The sequence below is a fragment of the Paenibacillus sp. MSJ-34 genome (assembly GCF_018918005.1).
Lineage (GTDB): Bacteria > Bacillota > Bacilli > Paenibacillales > Paenibacillaceae > MSJ-34.
Window position 1 is genome coordinate 15,216 of sequence record NZ_JAHLPR010000013.1, and the last position, 15,325, is coordinate 30,540.

Consider the following 15,325-nt stretch of genomic DNA (forward strand, 5'->3'; position numbering starts at 1 on the left):
GCGAACGGGAATTCGCGGATAGGGCAACCGTTTCGAAACATTATTGCACCAAATTCTCCATATCTTCGATCAATTGCTCGAATACGCCCATCGCTTCGCGAATCGGTTCCGGCGTGGACATATCGACGCCGGCGCGTTTCAAAATATTGATCGAATAGTCGCTGCCGCCGCTCTTCAAGAAACCGAGATAGCGTTCCACGGCCGGGGCGCCTTCCTCCAAAATTTGTTTGGCAAAGCTGGTCGCCGCCGAGAAGCCGGTAGCGTATTTATACACGTAAAAGCTGGTATAGAAATGGGGGATGCGCGCCCATTCCATTTCAATGTCTTTGTCGACCGTCATTTCGCTGCCGTGATATTTCACGTTCAAATCGTAATAGATTTTCGACAGTTCCTGCGGCGTCAGCGATTCGCCTTGCTCAACGCGTTCGTGAACGATTTTCTCGAACTCCGCGAACATCGTTTGGCGGAACACCGTTGTGCGGAATTGGTCCGCATAATAGGTGAGCAAATACAGCTTCGCTTTCGGATCGTCCGATTTTTTCAGCATATAGTCCATGAGCAGCGCTTCGTTCAGCGTCGAGGCGACCTCTGCCAGGAAAATCGTATATTGCGCGTCGCGATAGCCGAGATTCGTATCGGAATAATACGAATGAAGCGCGTGACCCATTTCATGCGCCAGCGTGAACATGCTGTTCAAATTGTCTTTATGGTTGAGCAGCACGTACGGATGCGTGCCATAGGCGCCCCAACTGTAGGCGCCGCTTCGTTTGCCTTCGTTCTCGTATACGTCGATCCAGCCCTCGTCGAATCCTTCCTGCAAGTGCTGCAAGTAATCGTCTCCGAGCGGCTTCAGGCTTTCCTTGACCGTTCGCTTCGCTTCTTCATAAGTAATATCGAGCTTGTATTCCTCGACAAGCGGGGCGAACAGGTCGTACATATGCAATTCGTCGACTTTCAGCAGCTTCTTGCGCAGTTTCATATAGCGATGCAGCAGCGGTAAATGATCGTGGATCGTATCGATCAAATTCGTATAAACTTCTTTCGGAATATTGTCGCCGAAGAGCGACATTTCAAGCACCGAAGGATATTTGCGCGCACGAGCGTAAAAAATATTTTTCGTTACATTCGCGTTTAGCGTTGCGGCGATCGTGTTTCTCTGCTTGGCATAGGTGGCGTAAACGGCCTGGAACGCATTTTTGCGCACCTCGCGGTTGCGGCTCTCCAAAAATTGAATGTAGCTGCCATGTGTCAGCTCGACTTCCTTGCCTTCTTCGTTTTTTACTTTCGGAAACTTCATGTCCGCGTTATTGATCATGCCGAATATCGTGTTCGGCGCCTGGGACATATTGCCGACTTGCGCGAGCAGCGCTTCCTCCGCTTTGGACAATACATGCGCTTTTTGCCGCTTCATTTCCGTTAAAGTCAGCCTATATTCGCTAAGAGAAGGATCGTTAATGAATGAATCCAGTTTCTCGTCGGACAGCCCAATAATTTCCGGGGTAATAAAAGATAATGCCTCGCTTACTTCGACGCTCAACCTTTTCGCTTTATCCGACAACGCTTGATATGTAGGTTCCGCGGTGTCCTCGTGATGCCGCATATTGGCGTATACGTACAAACGCTCCGTATGAAGCGATATATCGTCTTCCAAGGAGAAGCATTGTTTGACGGCTTCGGAATCGGACAGCTTGCCTTGAAATTCGGCGATTTTCCCAAGCGATTTTTTGACGATTTGATATTCTTGATCCCATTCTTGTTGATTCGCGAACAAATCTTCCAATTTCCAGCGGTGTTCCGCCGGCACTTCTGTACGTTTCAGGACTTGGCTCATAGATATCCTCCTTAAATTTGGTTCGATGCGGTCTTGGGCGGTTTCGCCGCGAGCGGCCGAGGGCAACCCGTTTTGCAACAAGCTAACGACTAGCAATAGATAAATGGTTCGGCGCACTGGAATCTCCTATGTACAATTTTGTCCATAGTATGACCCGGCAAGCCGAGATTTATCAAATATTTCCGGCGCCTGCATTCAAAAAGCTGTATACGATAAGAAAAAAAGCGAATGCGACCAGCACCAAAGCGATAATCGAGATTCCGCGCCGCATCTGCGGCGGAATGGAATCTTTCTTCATGACGACGACGGCGCCGAGCGAAAAAGCCAAAATGATAAATATGATTAGAGTAGTACTGTTATCCAACGAACTCACCTCTCGTCACGCGGTTATACTTGTTTGAAGGCGTCCATGATGTCTTGCCATTCTTGCGGACGGTCCTTAAACTCTTCCTTCGGAAACCGGTTGTTTGCCCATTGCATTAACGCGGGCCGGCTTAGAAACGTATGGCATTCCTCGCCCCATTGATCCGATATTTCCCGCAAAACGATATATTTGCCCTGCACTTCGACGGTCATCATGTTCCATTTGTCTTTTTTATATATTTCATGTTTTTTGATCATAACAGGCACTCCGTTTCCCGAACTCGAATCGATCATTTCTTTTTGTGTAAAATGATAACTCACCCTAAGTAGGAAAGCAAATGAATTTCGCGGTTTTATGATTGATGAATCGGATAGAAAATGGTATTTTGAAATGAGCGGACCGGAATCGGCGACCGAAGCGAGGATCCGGGCCGGCTGAGCAGAGTTGAGTTGAGAAAAGAAGAGGAGAGATGAGCATGGGAAAATTGCGAGAGTATGAGCAAGTCGGCGTTGCGGTGACATGCCGCTCGTTTGACGAGTATGCGAGCATGTTCGCGCTGCGGGAGACGGATTTGAGCCAAGGCCCTATATTAGATGTCGCGGGCGGAGCTTCCTCCTTCGCGGCGGAGGCGAACCGGCGCGGTTATGAAGCGGTAGCCGCCGACCCGTCGTACGTACGCGACGCAGACCAATTTCAGAGCGAGACGCTGCGGGAAATTGAAGAATCGACCGCCAAATTGAGCCGGATTCGTGAGCAATACGATTGGAGCTACTACGGAAGCCTTGACAAGCACCGCGAAGGCCGGTTGCGTTCCGCCCGGATATTTCATGAAGATTATAAGCCGGACGTTGCGGCTGTTGGGGACGGCAGGGGAACGTCCGGTTCCAAGGCCTATGTCGCGGCCGCGCTGCCGGAACTGCCCTTCGCGGACGATTCGTTTTCGCTCGTGTTGTGCAGCCATTTCTTGTTTCTGTATGCGGATCAATTCGGCGAGCAATTTCACCGGGAGGCGGTACGGGAATTGGTACGGGTATGCAGGCCCGACGGCGAAGTGCGGATTTATCCGCTTCTGTCGCTCCGGTGGGAGACGTATCCCGGATTGGAATCGCTCGCGGAGGAGCTGGTCTCGGCGGGGCATCGGGTCAACCGGATGAAGAGCGCCCTTCCGTTTATACCCGGCTCGGATGAAATGCTCCGCATCGGCAAGCGTGGCGGACAAGGCCGTTATAAATAATCGCGGAGGACCATTGCTTTTCATGGGAAATAGAGGTATAATATTGATATTCGCCATAGATGGCGATATTTTTAGGAGGTTGTTCATTTGAAAGGAACAGTTAAATGGTTTAACGCTGAAAAAGGCTACGGATTTATCCAAGTAGAAGGCGGAGACGATGTATTCGTTCACTTCTCGGCGATCCAAGGCGAAGGTTTCAAAACTTTAGAAGAAGGCCAATCGGTTGAATTTGAAATTACAGAAGGTAACCGCGGACCTCAAGCTGCTAACGTCATTAAGTTATAAGAAACAGCTCCGGGTGAACCGGGCCCGCTTATAAATAGTGTCATAGCAATCGGGAAATAGCTCTCAGATATTCTGGGAGCTATTTTTGTTCTATCCGCCCGGCGGAAGCGGCGATAAAAATCCCCGCCGACTCATTCGTCCGACGGGGAACCCGCAATTAATCGACAATTTTTAAAATTTCGCTTACTTCCTTGCGCGGCAGCTTGTCCGGGTGAATAGCCGGGTAACCGAGCGCTATGACCATATTGATTTGGCGATCGTCCTCAATGTTCAAAAACGACTTGAGCTGCGGTTCCGCCAGCAATACCGGACCGGTCATCGGACAGGTGGCGAGCCCTTTGGCATAGGCGGCAAGCATCAAATTTTGCGCGGCCAGACAGCTGCTTTTGATCCCTTCCTCGAGCCAAACCGCTTCGTCGACGAGACCGATCGGATCGAATATTCGATCGCGAAATTTAGACGTATACGGCGTTGCCAAACAAACGATCAGCGCCGGAGCGTCGGAGAATGCCGTCGCATAAGGGCCGAACGATTTCGTCAGCAGCTTCGCTTCCCGACCGAGCCCTCTCGCTTCGGCTTGAGCGGCGCGCAGATGAAGCTGTTCCCATGTCATTTCCTCGATCCGGCGAATTGTATCCCGGTTGACGACGGCGACAAATTCCCAAGTTTGCGAATTCGTGTCGCTCGGGGCGTAACGCGCGCAATCGATGATGTCTTCGATATCCGCAACGGAAACCGCCTTGTCTGTAAATTTGCGTATACTTCTGCGTCCTTGCAGAATCGTTTTTAACTCTTCAAAATTCATCGTTTCCCCGCCTTTTATTACTTGGTCCTAAAATGTACTCTCATTATACCCTGCTGAAACCGAATTGAAAAGAATAATCCGATTATATTTTTTCCCTGGCAAACAAGTGGCGTCCCATAAACCCGGCCGCGGCCAGGAATGCAAGCACCATCGCCGTCGAGTAGAACGTATCCTTACCGACGGCACCGTACAGCGCGCCGCCGAACATGCCGCTGATCAATCCGGATACGCTGGACCACATCACGGTGTATAGGGCCAAGCCCGTCGATCGGTACTCGATCGGAATAATTTGCGTAATATATCGTACGGAAGTGAAATAGGCGACTCCGAACGTGACGCTATGCATCGATTGTATGGCAATCGCCCGGTACGGATCTTGCGTCAGGCTCATCAGCAAAAAACGGAGGCCATACATGACGGCGGCGAAAGCAAGCAACGGCAATTCCTTAAACTTTTGGCCGTATTTGTTCAGCAGAAGAAAGATCGGTATTTCGCTAAGCGAGGAAACCATCAGCGACCATCCGATGACGCTTTCGTTCGCCCCGAGGTGGCGGAGCGACAAAGAGAAGAATGCCTCGTTCATACGATGGGCTATCGCAAGGCATAGAATAAACGCGAAAAACCAGATCACTTCGCGTTGACGCAATACGTTGAGCAGGCCTGAAAACTCCACCTTTTTGGCCGATCCGCTTTTATCTTTGACCGTAAAGACGATGGACAGCGAAATGGCGGACAGCGCGATGCTCACCCAGATGGTCGTATGCGAACCGAACTGCTGGAACAGAAATCCGAAGATGACGGATGCGCAAGCGAAGCCGATCGAGCCCCAGACGCGGATGCCGATAAAACTTTTGCCGTAACGCTGCATCGTCAATATCGCAAAATTGTCGGATAACGGATAGATCGGATAGAAGAAAAAATAAAACAGCATGATGACGATACATACGACGGCGAAAGCGGTCGATTGGCTCAAAAGAACGCCCATCAGCAGCTGGCCGGCCAAGAGCAGGATGAGCACCTTTTTGATCGTCCGGTACCGGTCGCTCGCGAGTCCCCATAACAGGTTGGAGAAGATGGATACAAGCGGGCCGAGCGAGTAGAGAAAGCCGATTTGAACGCTCGAAAATCCGAGACGGTCGTAATATAGAGGGAAAAAATTGGTCACGAGCGATGTTGACATAAAAATAGAAAACATGAAGGCGCTAAGCCAATACGTTTCCGGCGCGCCGCCGCTCATGATTCGGGCGTCCGTGTGCTGCTGCAATGATGGCTGTGACAAAGCTTGATGCTCCTTTCGTTTGACAAGCGATTCCGATCGCGCCGCCCTTAAAAAAAGAGAAGCGCCGAGACGGCCGCTTGTAATGAAAGCCATATTTATCATGATGAACAAGGCGGGCTATGCCCGTATCTGAAGGCTTATCGCGAATTGTGACGCAGATGACATTCAAAGTAGACCCGTTCCCTTATAATCATAAAAAATAATAACTATAGTATACCATGTCCCGCAGTCTCGATGGCGGAAATTTGTCACTTTTACAGGGGTAGATTTCAGAACTGCGGAATGATAGAGTAAAACATGGAATGTATGCGAAAGGCGGAGAGGATATGAATTATGCGTTTCAAACCGACGAACGCCTAGGAATTCCGCTTCCGGTTCTCCATATGGAGTGGGAGCAATATTCCGAGAAGGAGCGTTCCGATATTATATATAAGTGGGAAGTGATACGGGGGCGCATACCGAATCGGGTAGCCCAACTGGAACGTATCATTAATGAGAAACAGGCTTTGCTGTACGAAGAAGAGGATTTCCCGACTTCGTGCCGGTTGAATTCGGAAATTGCGGAACTGGCAAGCTGCATCAACGATTTGCATCTTTGGTACCGCGTCAATCAGGACGTTGCCGCCAAAATTCACCGGTAAGCGCGGAACGGCCGCTTCCGGGCGGGGGAATAGGACCGACAATTTGTGCTATGCCGAGGATCGTAATATAATAAGAGGAAGATCGTGATCACCTCTAATTCAAAATGTGGAGGCACTCATCATTGAACGTTAAAGCTACCCGTCGCCAAGTTCCGCAAAATCCGATTGCGCTGATGTATCGCGTTTACAAGCATATTTTGCCGGAAGTGCGGTCGGAGCTCGATCGAGTCCGGCAGGACGCCGCATCGATTCCCGATCCCGAACTGCGCAAACAGGCGCTTGCCAGTATCGCGACGAAGCAATTCCATTGCCAAGGAGGGGCCGTTTATGCCTCCGCCCGTTTGGACGAGCGTAACATTCTTATCCCTCTTATTGTCGCATTTCAAACGATAAGCGATTATTTGGACAATTTATGCGACCGCAGCACGTCGATGGATCCGGTCGATTTCCGCCGCATGCATCAATCGATGCTGGACGCGATCGATCCGGACGCTTCGCTCTGCGATTATTACGAGTTTCATGCCGAACGCGACGACGGCGGGTATTTGCAGCGCCTCGTCCAGACATGCCGCCGCTGCATCGCCATGCTGCCCTCGTACCGTCATGTGATGCCGTACGTCCGGGAATTGGTCGGCCTATATGTCGATTTGCAAGTGTATAAGCATATTCGGCATGATTTGCGCGAACCCGAGTTGTTGCGCTGGTGGGAGACGCATCGCCAGAAAGCTCCTCATTTGTTTTGGAACGAATTCGCCGCGGCGACCGGTTCGACATTGGGCGTGTTTTTTCTGTTTCAAGCGGCGGCCGATCCCGATTTCGACGAAGCGGCCGCGCGGCAGTACAAAGATTGTTATTTCCCGCATGTCTGCGGCCTGCATATTATGCTCGATTATTTAATCGACCAGGAAGAAGACCGGGTGGGCGGCGACTTGAATTTTTGCAATTATTACGAGAAGACCGATACGCTTGTGGACCGAATCGTATATATCGTCGACCGGGCCATTCAAGATGTGGCGTTCCTGCCGGCTCCGCGTTTTCACCGCATGATTATTGAAGGGCTTCTCGCGTTATATTTGTCCGACCCGAAAGTCAGCTCGCAACGGGATGTGAAAACCGTCTCCAGGCGATTGATGCAGAACAGTCCGGTGACTAGACTATTTTTCTGGTCCAACAGCCTTTGGATACGTAAATATATGTAATTGATATTATAGGAGGAAATCAGATGTCAGCAGTCAAAAAAATTGCCGTATTAACGAGCGGAGGAGATTCGCAAGGAATGAACGCAGCTGTTCGTGCGGTCGTGCGCAGCGGTTTGTTCTATGGTTTAGAGGTTTTTGGGATTCAACGCGGATACTACGGGCTCATTAACGACGATATTCGTCCGATGGATTTGCGCAGCGTCGGCGACATTATCCAGCGCGGCGGAACGGTATTGCAATCGGCCCGCTGCCAAGAATTTACGACGCCGGAAGGACAGCAGAAAGGCGCGGATATTTTACGGTCGCACGGCATCGACGGCTTGGTCGTTATCGGCGGCGACGGTTCGTACCAAGGCGCGAACAAGCTGAACAAGCTCGGCATCAAAACGATGGGCTTGCCGGGAACGATCGACAACGATATTCCGTGCACCGATTTCACGATCGGCTTCGACACGGCGGTAAGCATTGTGGTGGATGCGATCAATAAATTGCGCGACACGATGAGCTCGCATGAGCGGGTGTCGATCGTGGAAGTCATGGGCCGCCATTGCGGCGATATCGCCCTTTATGCGGGATTGGCGAGCGGCGCGGAGACGATCCTTGTACCGGAAGTGCCGTTCAGCCTTGACGAAATTGCCGCCCGGATGAAGCAAAACTTCGATCACGGCAAACGCCACAGCATTATTATCGTTGCCGAAGGCGTAGGCCGCGGCGAAGACATCGCTCAAGGCATTATTTCGCGTTGCGGCATCGAGCCGCGCGTCACTGTGCTCGGCCATATCCAACGCGGCGGTTGCCCGACGCATAACGACCGGATTCTGGCCAGCCGGTTGGGCGATTTTGCCGTAAGAAAATTAATCGAAGGCTACTCGGGCCAAGCTTGCGGCATCATTAACGGCGAATATGTAATGACGGACATCGACAAGGTCGTCCAGACCAAAAAGACGTTCAATATGGAGTTATACGAGCTTGCATCCCGGCTTTCGCAATAATCGCACCAATGTAACAAGCCTTACGGGACGCCATATGGCGCCTGTAAGGCTTGTTTGCGGCAGCGGTTACGGGCTCATTCGCTCAATCGCCTGCAAAATTTCGTCGGTCGGCCGCAGCCCTTTCTCCGCATAAGCGATATTTCCGTTCAAATCGACGGCATAGACCGTGCGCTGCTGCGCGATCAGACCGAGCATTTTGCCGATGCCGTACATTTTGCGTATTCGGTGATCCTTGTCGACGATGAGGGGGAAATCGTACCGATGTTTGGCCGCGAATGCTTGATGCGATTCGATCGTACCGGGATTCACGCCGAAAACGACCGCCCCGTACGCCTCGTACCGGGCTTTGGCATCGCGTACGGCGCATAATTGTTTCGTGCAGCCGGGCGTATCGTCCATCGGGTAAAAAATAAGCACGATCGGCCGTTTGCCGGCATATTGCTCGAGATCCACTTCGCCATGCGTGCTTTCGGCTTTAAATAGAGGCGCTTTGGCCCCGACGTTCAACATCCGTTTCACGCTCCTTTCTATTTATTGTAGTCGGGATACCGTAAATTTGCAAAATAATCCATTCGGAAAGGGGAACCTCCCATGTTTTTATATCGAATCGAAATCGAATTGGAAGATCAAACCGTCGTATTGGCGGTCGCAGCGGAGGAAGACGAGAAGGCGTTCGGCTACGTGGAATCCCATCTCGACCGTCATTTCGTGAAATCGCCCGCGGTGAAGCAAGCGAGCATACTCGAGAAAAAACGAATCAGTCCGGGCGCCGGATATATTATCGAGACGAATCGGTTATAATGGGCAGCGCCGAAAAGGGAAAAGTGTTTATGAGCAAATGCAAAAATCCATTAATTTATTGGCAAAAATCGCTTTAGGAGCAAATATCCAGCAAATCCGGCTCGTTTCTTCGATTTTACTATAATCCTGCTCAGGTATGCGAACAATCGTACGAAACAAGCCGGGCACGCATCGAATCCGTCGACTTAGTTCGAAATTTCATACATACTCGCCGATTTGAGCCCTATTCCCGCAACGGTGTACGAATAATCGTACGAAACAAGCCGCGCACGCATCGAATCCGACTATTTTCGGCTGTTGACGTCGATTTTACGTCTATTTTATAAAAATAGATGGATTTATGCAGTTAGTCGGGCTAAATGCGCCCAAATCCGCTCATCTAAATGGATTAATGCAGTTACATAACGGGGTACTCGCGACTCTGATATATGCGCGAACGAAACACCGTCAGGACGAATGCCCTGACGGTGTTTTGATCATTACATGTTCTTTTTCTCTTTCTCATCGGGGGCGATAAGCTTGTAATCGACATTTTCCGTATAGCGGTTGTTGGCATTCCATAGCAAAAATTCCTCGATGCCCGTATCTTTCAGAGCGCGGAGCTGCTCCTCCAGTTCGTGCTTGCCGTATTTGGTATAATGGCCTTTGCCGAGCCAGCTTGCCGTGAAATCTTGAATCCATGGGCGGATAATCGGTTTTTTATCCTCCACCGGATCAAGCTTCTTATGCGTGTCGATCATCGAACCTTTAATGACCTGGTAGGGCGCAAGATCGGGCTCCTTAGCGCCGAACCATCCCGTCGTATAATGGCTCGGGTAAACCATCGGGCAAATGACGTCGACGTTCTCCGAAATTTTCACGAAATCTTGGCCGATTCCTTCCGCGGCGGGAACGGAGGCGGCGTAACCGAATATATCGACCGATACGCGTATGCCGAGCGGAGCGAGCTCTTGCTTGGCGTATTGGACGAATTCGGTAACGGCGTCGACGCGCGATTTTTCATTTTTGTCGTACAGCAAGGAATCCGCCCGTTTCTCGAATCCTTCCGGAAAACGAACGTAATCGAATTGCACTTCCTTAAATCCGAGCTTGGCCGCTTCCTTGGCGATCGCCACATTATATTCCCATACTTCGCGCTTATACGGGTTCACGAAGCTTTCCTTCTTGTTATTCGCCCAAACCGAGCCGTCGGCGCGGCGGAACGACCATTCCGGATGCTTCTTCGCCGTGACCGTATCCTTGAACACGACGACTCTTGCAATCGGGTATACGTTATGTTCCTTCAACGTATCCATTAATTTATGGATATCTCTTATGTAGGGCTTGGGCGTACCGCTTTTTTTCAATTCCTCGTTATCCGTCATGTATGTAATATATCCGTTGTCGTCCTTAATATCGATGACCATGGAATTCAACTCGGTCGTATCGATCAGGTTCAATAACGATTTCATTCGCTCCCCGCCGGCGCTATGCGCGGTAACGTAAATCCCTTTCACTTTCGGGGCCGTCAATTGCGGATCGATCTTGAAAGGCAGGTTCGCGATTTCGCCCGGCTCCATTCCTTGCTGCGCTTGAAGCACGATCGAATGAAGCGATGCGGTAACAAGCATCGAAGCGGGGCTGTCGCTCGGCTGCTGCGAGCCGCTATAAGTCCCCATCGCCAATAATAATAGTGTCCATATGATGTTCATCGTTCGTTCTCCTCCGATCTCCTCATGTATTCGATTATATCGGAAAATGGCAGGCGTATACAGAGGAAAATTGCAGAAAACTGTAAAAGCTTGTCTATCGGTGCAAGCAACATAAAAATCCCCCATATCGAACCTTATGGTCCGACAGGGGGATTTCGATATTTCCAAAACCGCTTAGTGGATGCAGCCCGCTTTCTGATGTTCGTAAATGCTTTGTTGAATAATTTCCATCGCATCTTCCGGTTCGAGAATGTTCATCCCGTCTCGCAAGACGATCCAGCAATTCAATTCATTTTGCTTAAGGAATGGCAACATATCCGGACACCATTTCAATACGATCTCCGAAAGTTTTACCGTTTCATGTTCCACAAAGATCACCCTTTCCCTCGAAATATAATTATTACGATCGAAAAGCTGTACATCGTGAACTAAAGGGTAAATCGGAAGCGATATGCAAAATGGAACTTGCCTGCTACTTATTATACCATATTCGGTCGAAAAATTGTATACGCATATTCGGCGCGGAAGGAAGCGGACGGGAGGGAAACGTTATGTACCGCGCCTGCGGAACGAGCCGACGACGCCGACCGTTTCGACAATGTTGACGAATGCCTTCGGGTCGATCGTCTTGATGATGCGCTTCAGTTCGGCCAATTCGTAGCGCGTCGTCACGGTCATCAGCATATCTTTTTCTACATGGGTAAACGCCCCTTTTGTCTTAATGATCGTAACGCCGCGGGGCAATGTCAGCAGCTTCTCCAACATTTGCTCGGTGCAGTTTGTAATAATAAAAGCCGTTACTTTGATATGGCTTATATGAATGAAATCGATCACTTTGCTGGCGATAAAAATGGTCAGGACGGAAAATAAAGCCGGATCCCAGTTTTGCTTCAAGTAACCGAGCGCGATAATGACGACAAAATTCATAATCACGAGAATATTGCCGATCGGCAAATCGCGGTACCTTGTCACAATGGAGCCGATGACATCGAAACCTCCGGAAGAGCCTCCGACCCGCATCGATAGGCCGCTGCCGAAGCCGACGAGCACCCCGCCGAAGAGAGCCCCCAATATCGGCTCGGCGTTGAATTGGTGAACAGGGATGACTTGCATCAGCCAAGTCGTCGTAATAACGGAAACCGTGCTGAGCAGGACGAAGCGTTTGCCGAGCAGAAACCAGCCGACGGCGAGAATCGGAACATTGTATACGAAATAGAGGATGCCGATGTTCCAATCGGTGAAATAACCGGTAATCATTGCCACTCCGCCGACGCCGCCGCTAAGCAAATGATGCGGAATAATAAACAGGTTGGAGCCTGCCGCAATCGCCGCCGCGCCTATGATTACGGCGATATAATCCCAAATCCGTCTCACTTGAAATCACCTCGTCATTATTATTTAATATGCATGTCGCTGGTATTCCCTATTTAATTTGTGCTATAATGTATTGGATGTTCTTAAGTAGGGATTATTTTCCATATCCAATGTTTTTTAGGAATGTTTTTGTCAGCTGGTTCATGTATAAGAGTGCGGGTTTCTGTAATAAGACCAGTTTGTTGGGATAGCCTATAAATGTTTATCGCTACTTAAGGATACAGTCAAGAGGAGTGGATTGTCCACCACATAGCACATAGAAGGAGTATGAAGGTATTGAAAACATTCTCAGAATTCAGTCTTGAACCGAAGGTGCTTCAAGCGATTACAGAATTAGGCTTTGAAGAGGCGACGCCGATTCAGGCCAAGTCGATTCCGATTGCGCTCACCGGCAAAGATTTGATCGGACAAGCACAGACAGGAACGGGTAAAACGGCGGCATTCGGCATTCCGCTGATCAGCAAAATCGAAACGACGGAAGAGAAAATCGTGGCGCTCATTATGACGCCGACACGGGAACTGGCCATACAGGTGGCGGAAGAAATCGGCAAGCTTTCGCGCTTCAAAGGAATTCGCTCTTTGCCGATTTACGGCGGGCAAGATATCGTCCGTCAAATCCGGGCGCTGAAGAAGAAGCCGCAAATCATTATCGGAACGCCGGGGCGGCTTCTGGACCATATCAATCGCAAAACGATCAAGCTCGATGAAGTGCGCACCGTTATTTTGGACGAAGCGGACGAAATGTTGGACATGGGATTCATGGACGACATTCAAACGATATTGAGCCTGGTGCCGGAAGAGCGGCAAACGATGCTGTTCTCCGCGACGATGCCGCCGAACATTCAGAAGCTGGCGCAGCAATTCCTGAAAGATCCGGAGCATGTCTCGGTCGTGCCGAAGCAAGTTAGCGCGCCGCTCATCGATCAAGCGTACATCGAAGTGCATGAACGCCAGAAATTCGAAGCGCTCAGCCGCTTGCTCGATATGGAGTCGCCGGATCTCGCCATCGTCTTCGGCCGCACGAAGCGCCGTGTCGACGAATTGGCCGAAGCATTGCAAAAGCGCGGTTATTCCGCGGACGGATTGCATGGCGATTTATCGCAGAATCAACGCGACACGGTCATGCGCAAATTCCGCGACGGCAGCATCGACGTGTTGGTCGCGACGGATGTGGCGGCCCGCGGCTTGGACGTGACGGGCGTATCCCATGTCGTCAACTTCGACTTGCCGCAAGATCCGGAGAGCTACGTGCATCGCATCGGCCGGACGGGCCGCGCGGGCAAGGAAGGAACGGCATGGTCTTTCGTTACGCCGCGCGAGATCGACCATCTGCATTTTATCGAACGGGTAACCCGCCATCGCATTACCCGCAAGCCTTTGCCGACGCTCGCCGAAGCCATTGAAGGCAAGCAGCGCATGACGGCGGAACGGATTCTTGAAATTATCGAAAATGAAGACTACAGCGAATTTAAAGGCATTTCCATCCAACTGCTGGAACAATTCGATTCCGTACAGTTGTTATCGGCGGCGATGAAGCTGCTAACCGGAGAGAAGAAGGACGCGGTGATCGAATTGACGCCGGAAGAACCGATTCGCGTCAAACGCCGCAAACCGGACTTGCGCGCCAGCGGCCGGAAACCTTCCTTCGGGGGAAGAGACAGAGAGCGCTTCGGCGGGGGCTATAATCGCAGCAACCGCGACGGAGGCCGCGGAGGTTACTCGAAGAGCGGATACGGACGCGACGGCGGTTACAGCCGCGACGACCGCAAGCCGCGCACCGGGGATAACCGCAGACCTGCGAAACGTTACGATAAAACGAACGATTTTTAAGCCGCGCATCGGCATAAATACGAAAGAAGACGGAGTCCCGCACTTCGTCTTTTTTCGTGAGATGTAATTGAAAAAAGCTTGCCTGTTGAGTTATATTTATAAGTACATGTTATGTATGCTTCCGAAATAAGTTTTGTTGCGGACGAACCTTTCGGGAAGTATGGCTTACAAAACTTTCAGGAGGAGGATTACGTTGGAATTTAGAGGGATCATGGGCGGTTTTTACCGCATCTCGGAATGGATTATGCGATTATCGGTGACTAATTTGTTATGGCTGTTATGCTCGTCGCCGTTTTTATTTTTCGCGCTGACGAAATTGCTTGTTTCCCAAGCCGAATTTCACAATGAATCTCTTACGATGACTTGGGCGATGGCGATCGTCGCTCCGTTTACCTTGTTCCCGGCAACTGCGGCCATGTTTACCGTCGTTCGCAAATGGGTCATGGGCGAGACGGACGTCAAGCTGCTAGGCACGTTCTTTAAAGGGTACAAGCAAAATTACAAGCAAAGCATGGTCGGAGGAATTTTCTATACGTTATTGTTCGCGATTATGTATATCGACTATACGGTGTACATGACGCAACTGCAAAGCTTTCAAGCGGTCGGTTTCGTAATGCTCGCATTTTTGATCGTTTTGCTGGTCTCGATGTTCAACTTTTTTTCCATGGTCGTTCATTATCATATGAAAACGTTTCAGCTCGTGAAAAACGCCGTGCTGCTCACGATCGTGAAGCCTTTCCGGATTATTTTGACCGTCGTCGTGACGATTGCGGCGGGTTACATCAGCTTGCGCTTTCCGTTTCTGATCATCTTTTTCTTCGGCAGCGTCGTTGCGGCCGTTGCATTTTATAATTTTTATATGACCTTCTTGAAAATGCAGGAGCAACTGCAGAAGAAGGATGCGAACGAGGCGGACGGCGACGATCTGCCGCCGGAGCTGCTGCAGGAAGATAATGGGCGAGACCGTTAGTTTACTTTTCGGGCCGAACCCACTATAAT

General features: G+C 50.4%; 17 protein-coding genes. 8 read left to right on the forward strand and 9 right to left on the reverse strand.

All coding sequences use genetic code 11. The features are described from left to right. Positions 1–40: 40 nt before the first annotated feature. From pepF to KQI79_RS08560, 3 genes are all read right to left on the reverse strand, one after another. Positions 41–1,831, reverse strand: coding sequence for an oligoendopeptidase F (pepF, locus tag KQI79_RS08550; protein ID WP_216537819.1), 1,791 nt, complete (start codon positions 1,829–1,831; stop codon positions 41–43). 172 nt (positions 1,832–2,003) lie between these two features. Further along, a complete protein-coding gene (locus KQI79_RS08555) occupies positions 2,004–2,195 on the reverse strand; it encodes a hypothetical protein (RefSeq protein WP_216537820.1) in 192 nt (63 codons plus the stop codon). Between the two features lie 23 nt (positions 2,196–2,218). Further along, positions 2,219–2,452, reverse strand: a complete 234-nt coding sequence (locus tag KQI79_RS08560) for a hypothetical protein (RefSeq protein WP_216537821.1) — start codon at positions 2,450–2,452, stop codon at positions 2,219–2,221. Between the two features lie 218 nt (positions 2,453–2,670). Here KQI79_RS08560 and KQI79_RS08565 point away from each other — a divergent pair, with 218 nt between their 5' ends. Together KQI79_RS08565 and KQI79_RS08570 are read left to right on the forward strand one after the other, a co-directional pair. After that, positions 2,671–3,429: a class I SAM-dependent methyltransferase gene (locus KQI79_RS08565; RefSeq protein ID WP_216537822.1), complete on the forward strand. Its 759-nt coding sequence runs from the start codon at positions 2,671–2,673 to the stop codon at positions 3,427–3,429. A gap of 87 nt (positions 3,430–3,516) precedes the next feature. Next, complete coding sequence (locus KQI79_RS08570; RefSeq protein ID WP_216537823.1) at positions 3,517–3,714, forward strand: cold shock domain-containing protein; 198 nt, start codon at positions 3,517–3,519, stop codon at positions 3,712–3,714. A 157-nt stretch (positions 3,715–3,871) separates the two neighbouring features. Here the strand turns inward: KQI79_RS08570 and KQI79_RS08575 are convergent, their stop codons facing one another. Then, complete coding sequence (locus tag KQI79_RS08575; protein ID WP_216537824.1) at positions 3,872–4,519, reverse strand: nitroreductase family protein; 648 nt, start codon at positions 4,517–4,519, stop codon at positions 3,872–3,874. 82 nt (positions 4,520–4,601) lie between these two features. Further along, positions 4,602–5,900, reverse strand: coding sequence for an MFS transporter (locus KQI79_RS08580; RefSeq protein ID WP_367398153.1), 1,299 nt, complete (start codon positions 5,898–5,900; stop codon positions 4,602–4,604). A 224-nt stretch (positions 5,901–6,124) separates the two neighbouring features. Between KQI79_RS08580 and KQI79_RS08585 the strand changes: the two genes are divergently transcribed. From KQI79_RS08585 to pfkA, 3 genes are all read left to right on the forward strand, one after another. Continuing rightward, positions 6,125–6,439 (forward strand): hypothetical protein, encoded by a 315-nt coding sequence (locus tag KQI79_RS08585; protein WP_216537825.1) that lies wholly within the window; start codon positions 6,125–6,127, stop codon positions 6,437–6,439. Positions 6,440–6,543: 104 nt separating this feature from the next. Then, a complete protein-coding gene (locus KQI79_RS08590; RefSeq protein WP_216537826.1) occupies positions 6,544–7,638 on the forward strand; it encodes a tetraprenyl-beta-curcumene synthase family protein in 1,095 nt (364 codons plus the stop codon). Positions 7,639–7,661: 23 nt separating this feature from the next. Next, positions 7,662–8,630, forward strand: coding sequence for a 6-phosphofructokinase (gene pfkA / locus KQI79_RS08595; protein WP_216537827.1), 969 nt, complete (start codon positions 7,662–7,664; stop codon positions 8,628–8,630). Between the two features lie 66 nt (positions 8,631–8,696). Here pfkA and KQI79_RS08600 read toward each other — a convergent pair whose 3' ends face one another. Beyond that, a complete protein-coding gene (locus tag KQI79_RS08600; RefSeq protein WP_216537828.1) occupies positions 8,697–9,140 on the reverse strand; it encodes a peroxiredoxin in 444 nt (147 codons plus the stop codon). Positions 9,141–9,221: 81 nt separating this feature from the next. Here KQI79_RS08600 and KQI79_RS08605 point away from each other — a divergent pair, with 81 nt between their 5' ends. Further along, positions 9,222–9,431, forward strand: coding sequence for a DUF3906 family protein (locus KQI79_RS08605; RefSeq protein ID WP_216537829.1), 210 nt, complete (start codon positions 9,222–9,224; stop codon positions 9,429–9,431). Between the two features lie 479 nt (positions 9,432–9,910). Here KQI79_RS08605 and KQI79_RS08610 read toward each other — a convergent pair whose 3' ends face one another. From KQI79_RS08610 to KQI79_RS08620, 3 genes are all read right to left on the reverse strand, one after another. Continuing rightward, positions 9,911–11,122: a putative glycoside hydrolase gene (locus KQI79_RS08610; protein ID WP_216537830.1), complete on the reverse strand. Its 1,212-nt coding sequence runs from the start codon at positions 11,120–11,122 to the stop codon at positions 9,911–9,913. A 174-nt stretch (positions 11,123–11,296) separates the two neighbouring features. Further along, positions 11,297–11,500, reverse strand: coding sequence for a hypothetical protein (locus tag KQI79_RS08615; protein ID WP_483311373.1), 204 nt, complete (start codon positions 11,498–11,500; stop codon positions 11,297–11,299). A 171-nt stretch (positions 11,501–11,671) separates the two neighbouring features. Further along, a complete protein-coding gene (locus KQI79_RS08620; RefSeq protein WP_216537832.1) occupies positions 11,672–12,496 on the reverse strand; it encodes a YitT family protein in 825 nt (274 codons plus the stop codon). Positions 12,497–12,772: 276 nt separating this feature from the next. Here KQI79_RS08620 and cshA point away from each other — a divergent pair, with 276 nt between their 5' ends. Together cshA and KQI79_RS08630 are read left to right on the forward strand one after the other, a co-directional pair. Further along, positions 12,773–14,326: a degradosome RNA helicase CshA gene (gene cshA, locus KQI79_RS08625; RefSeq protein ID WP_216537833.1), complete on the forward strand. Its 1,554-nt coding sequence runs from the start codon at positions 12,773–12,775 to the stop codon at positions 14,324–14,326. Positions 14,327–14,519: 193 nt separating this feature from the next. Then, positions 14,520–15,296: a YesL family protein gene (locus KQI79_RS08630; RefSeq protein ID WP_216537834.1), complete on the forward strand. Its 777-nt coding sequence runs from the start codon at positions 14,520–14,522 to the stop codon at positions 15,294–15,296. The last annotated feature ends 29 nt before the right edge of the window (positions 15,297–15,325 follow it).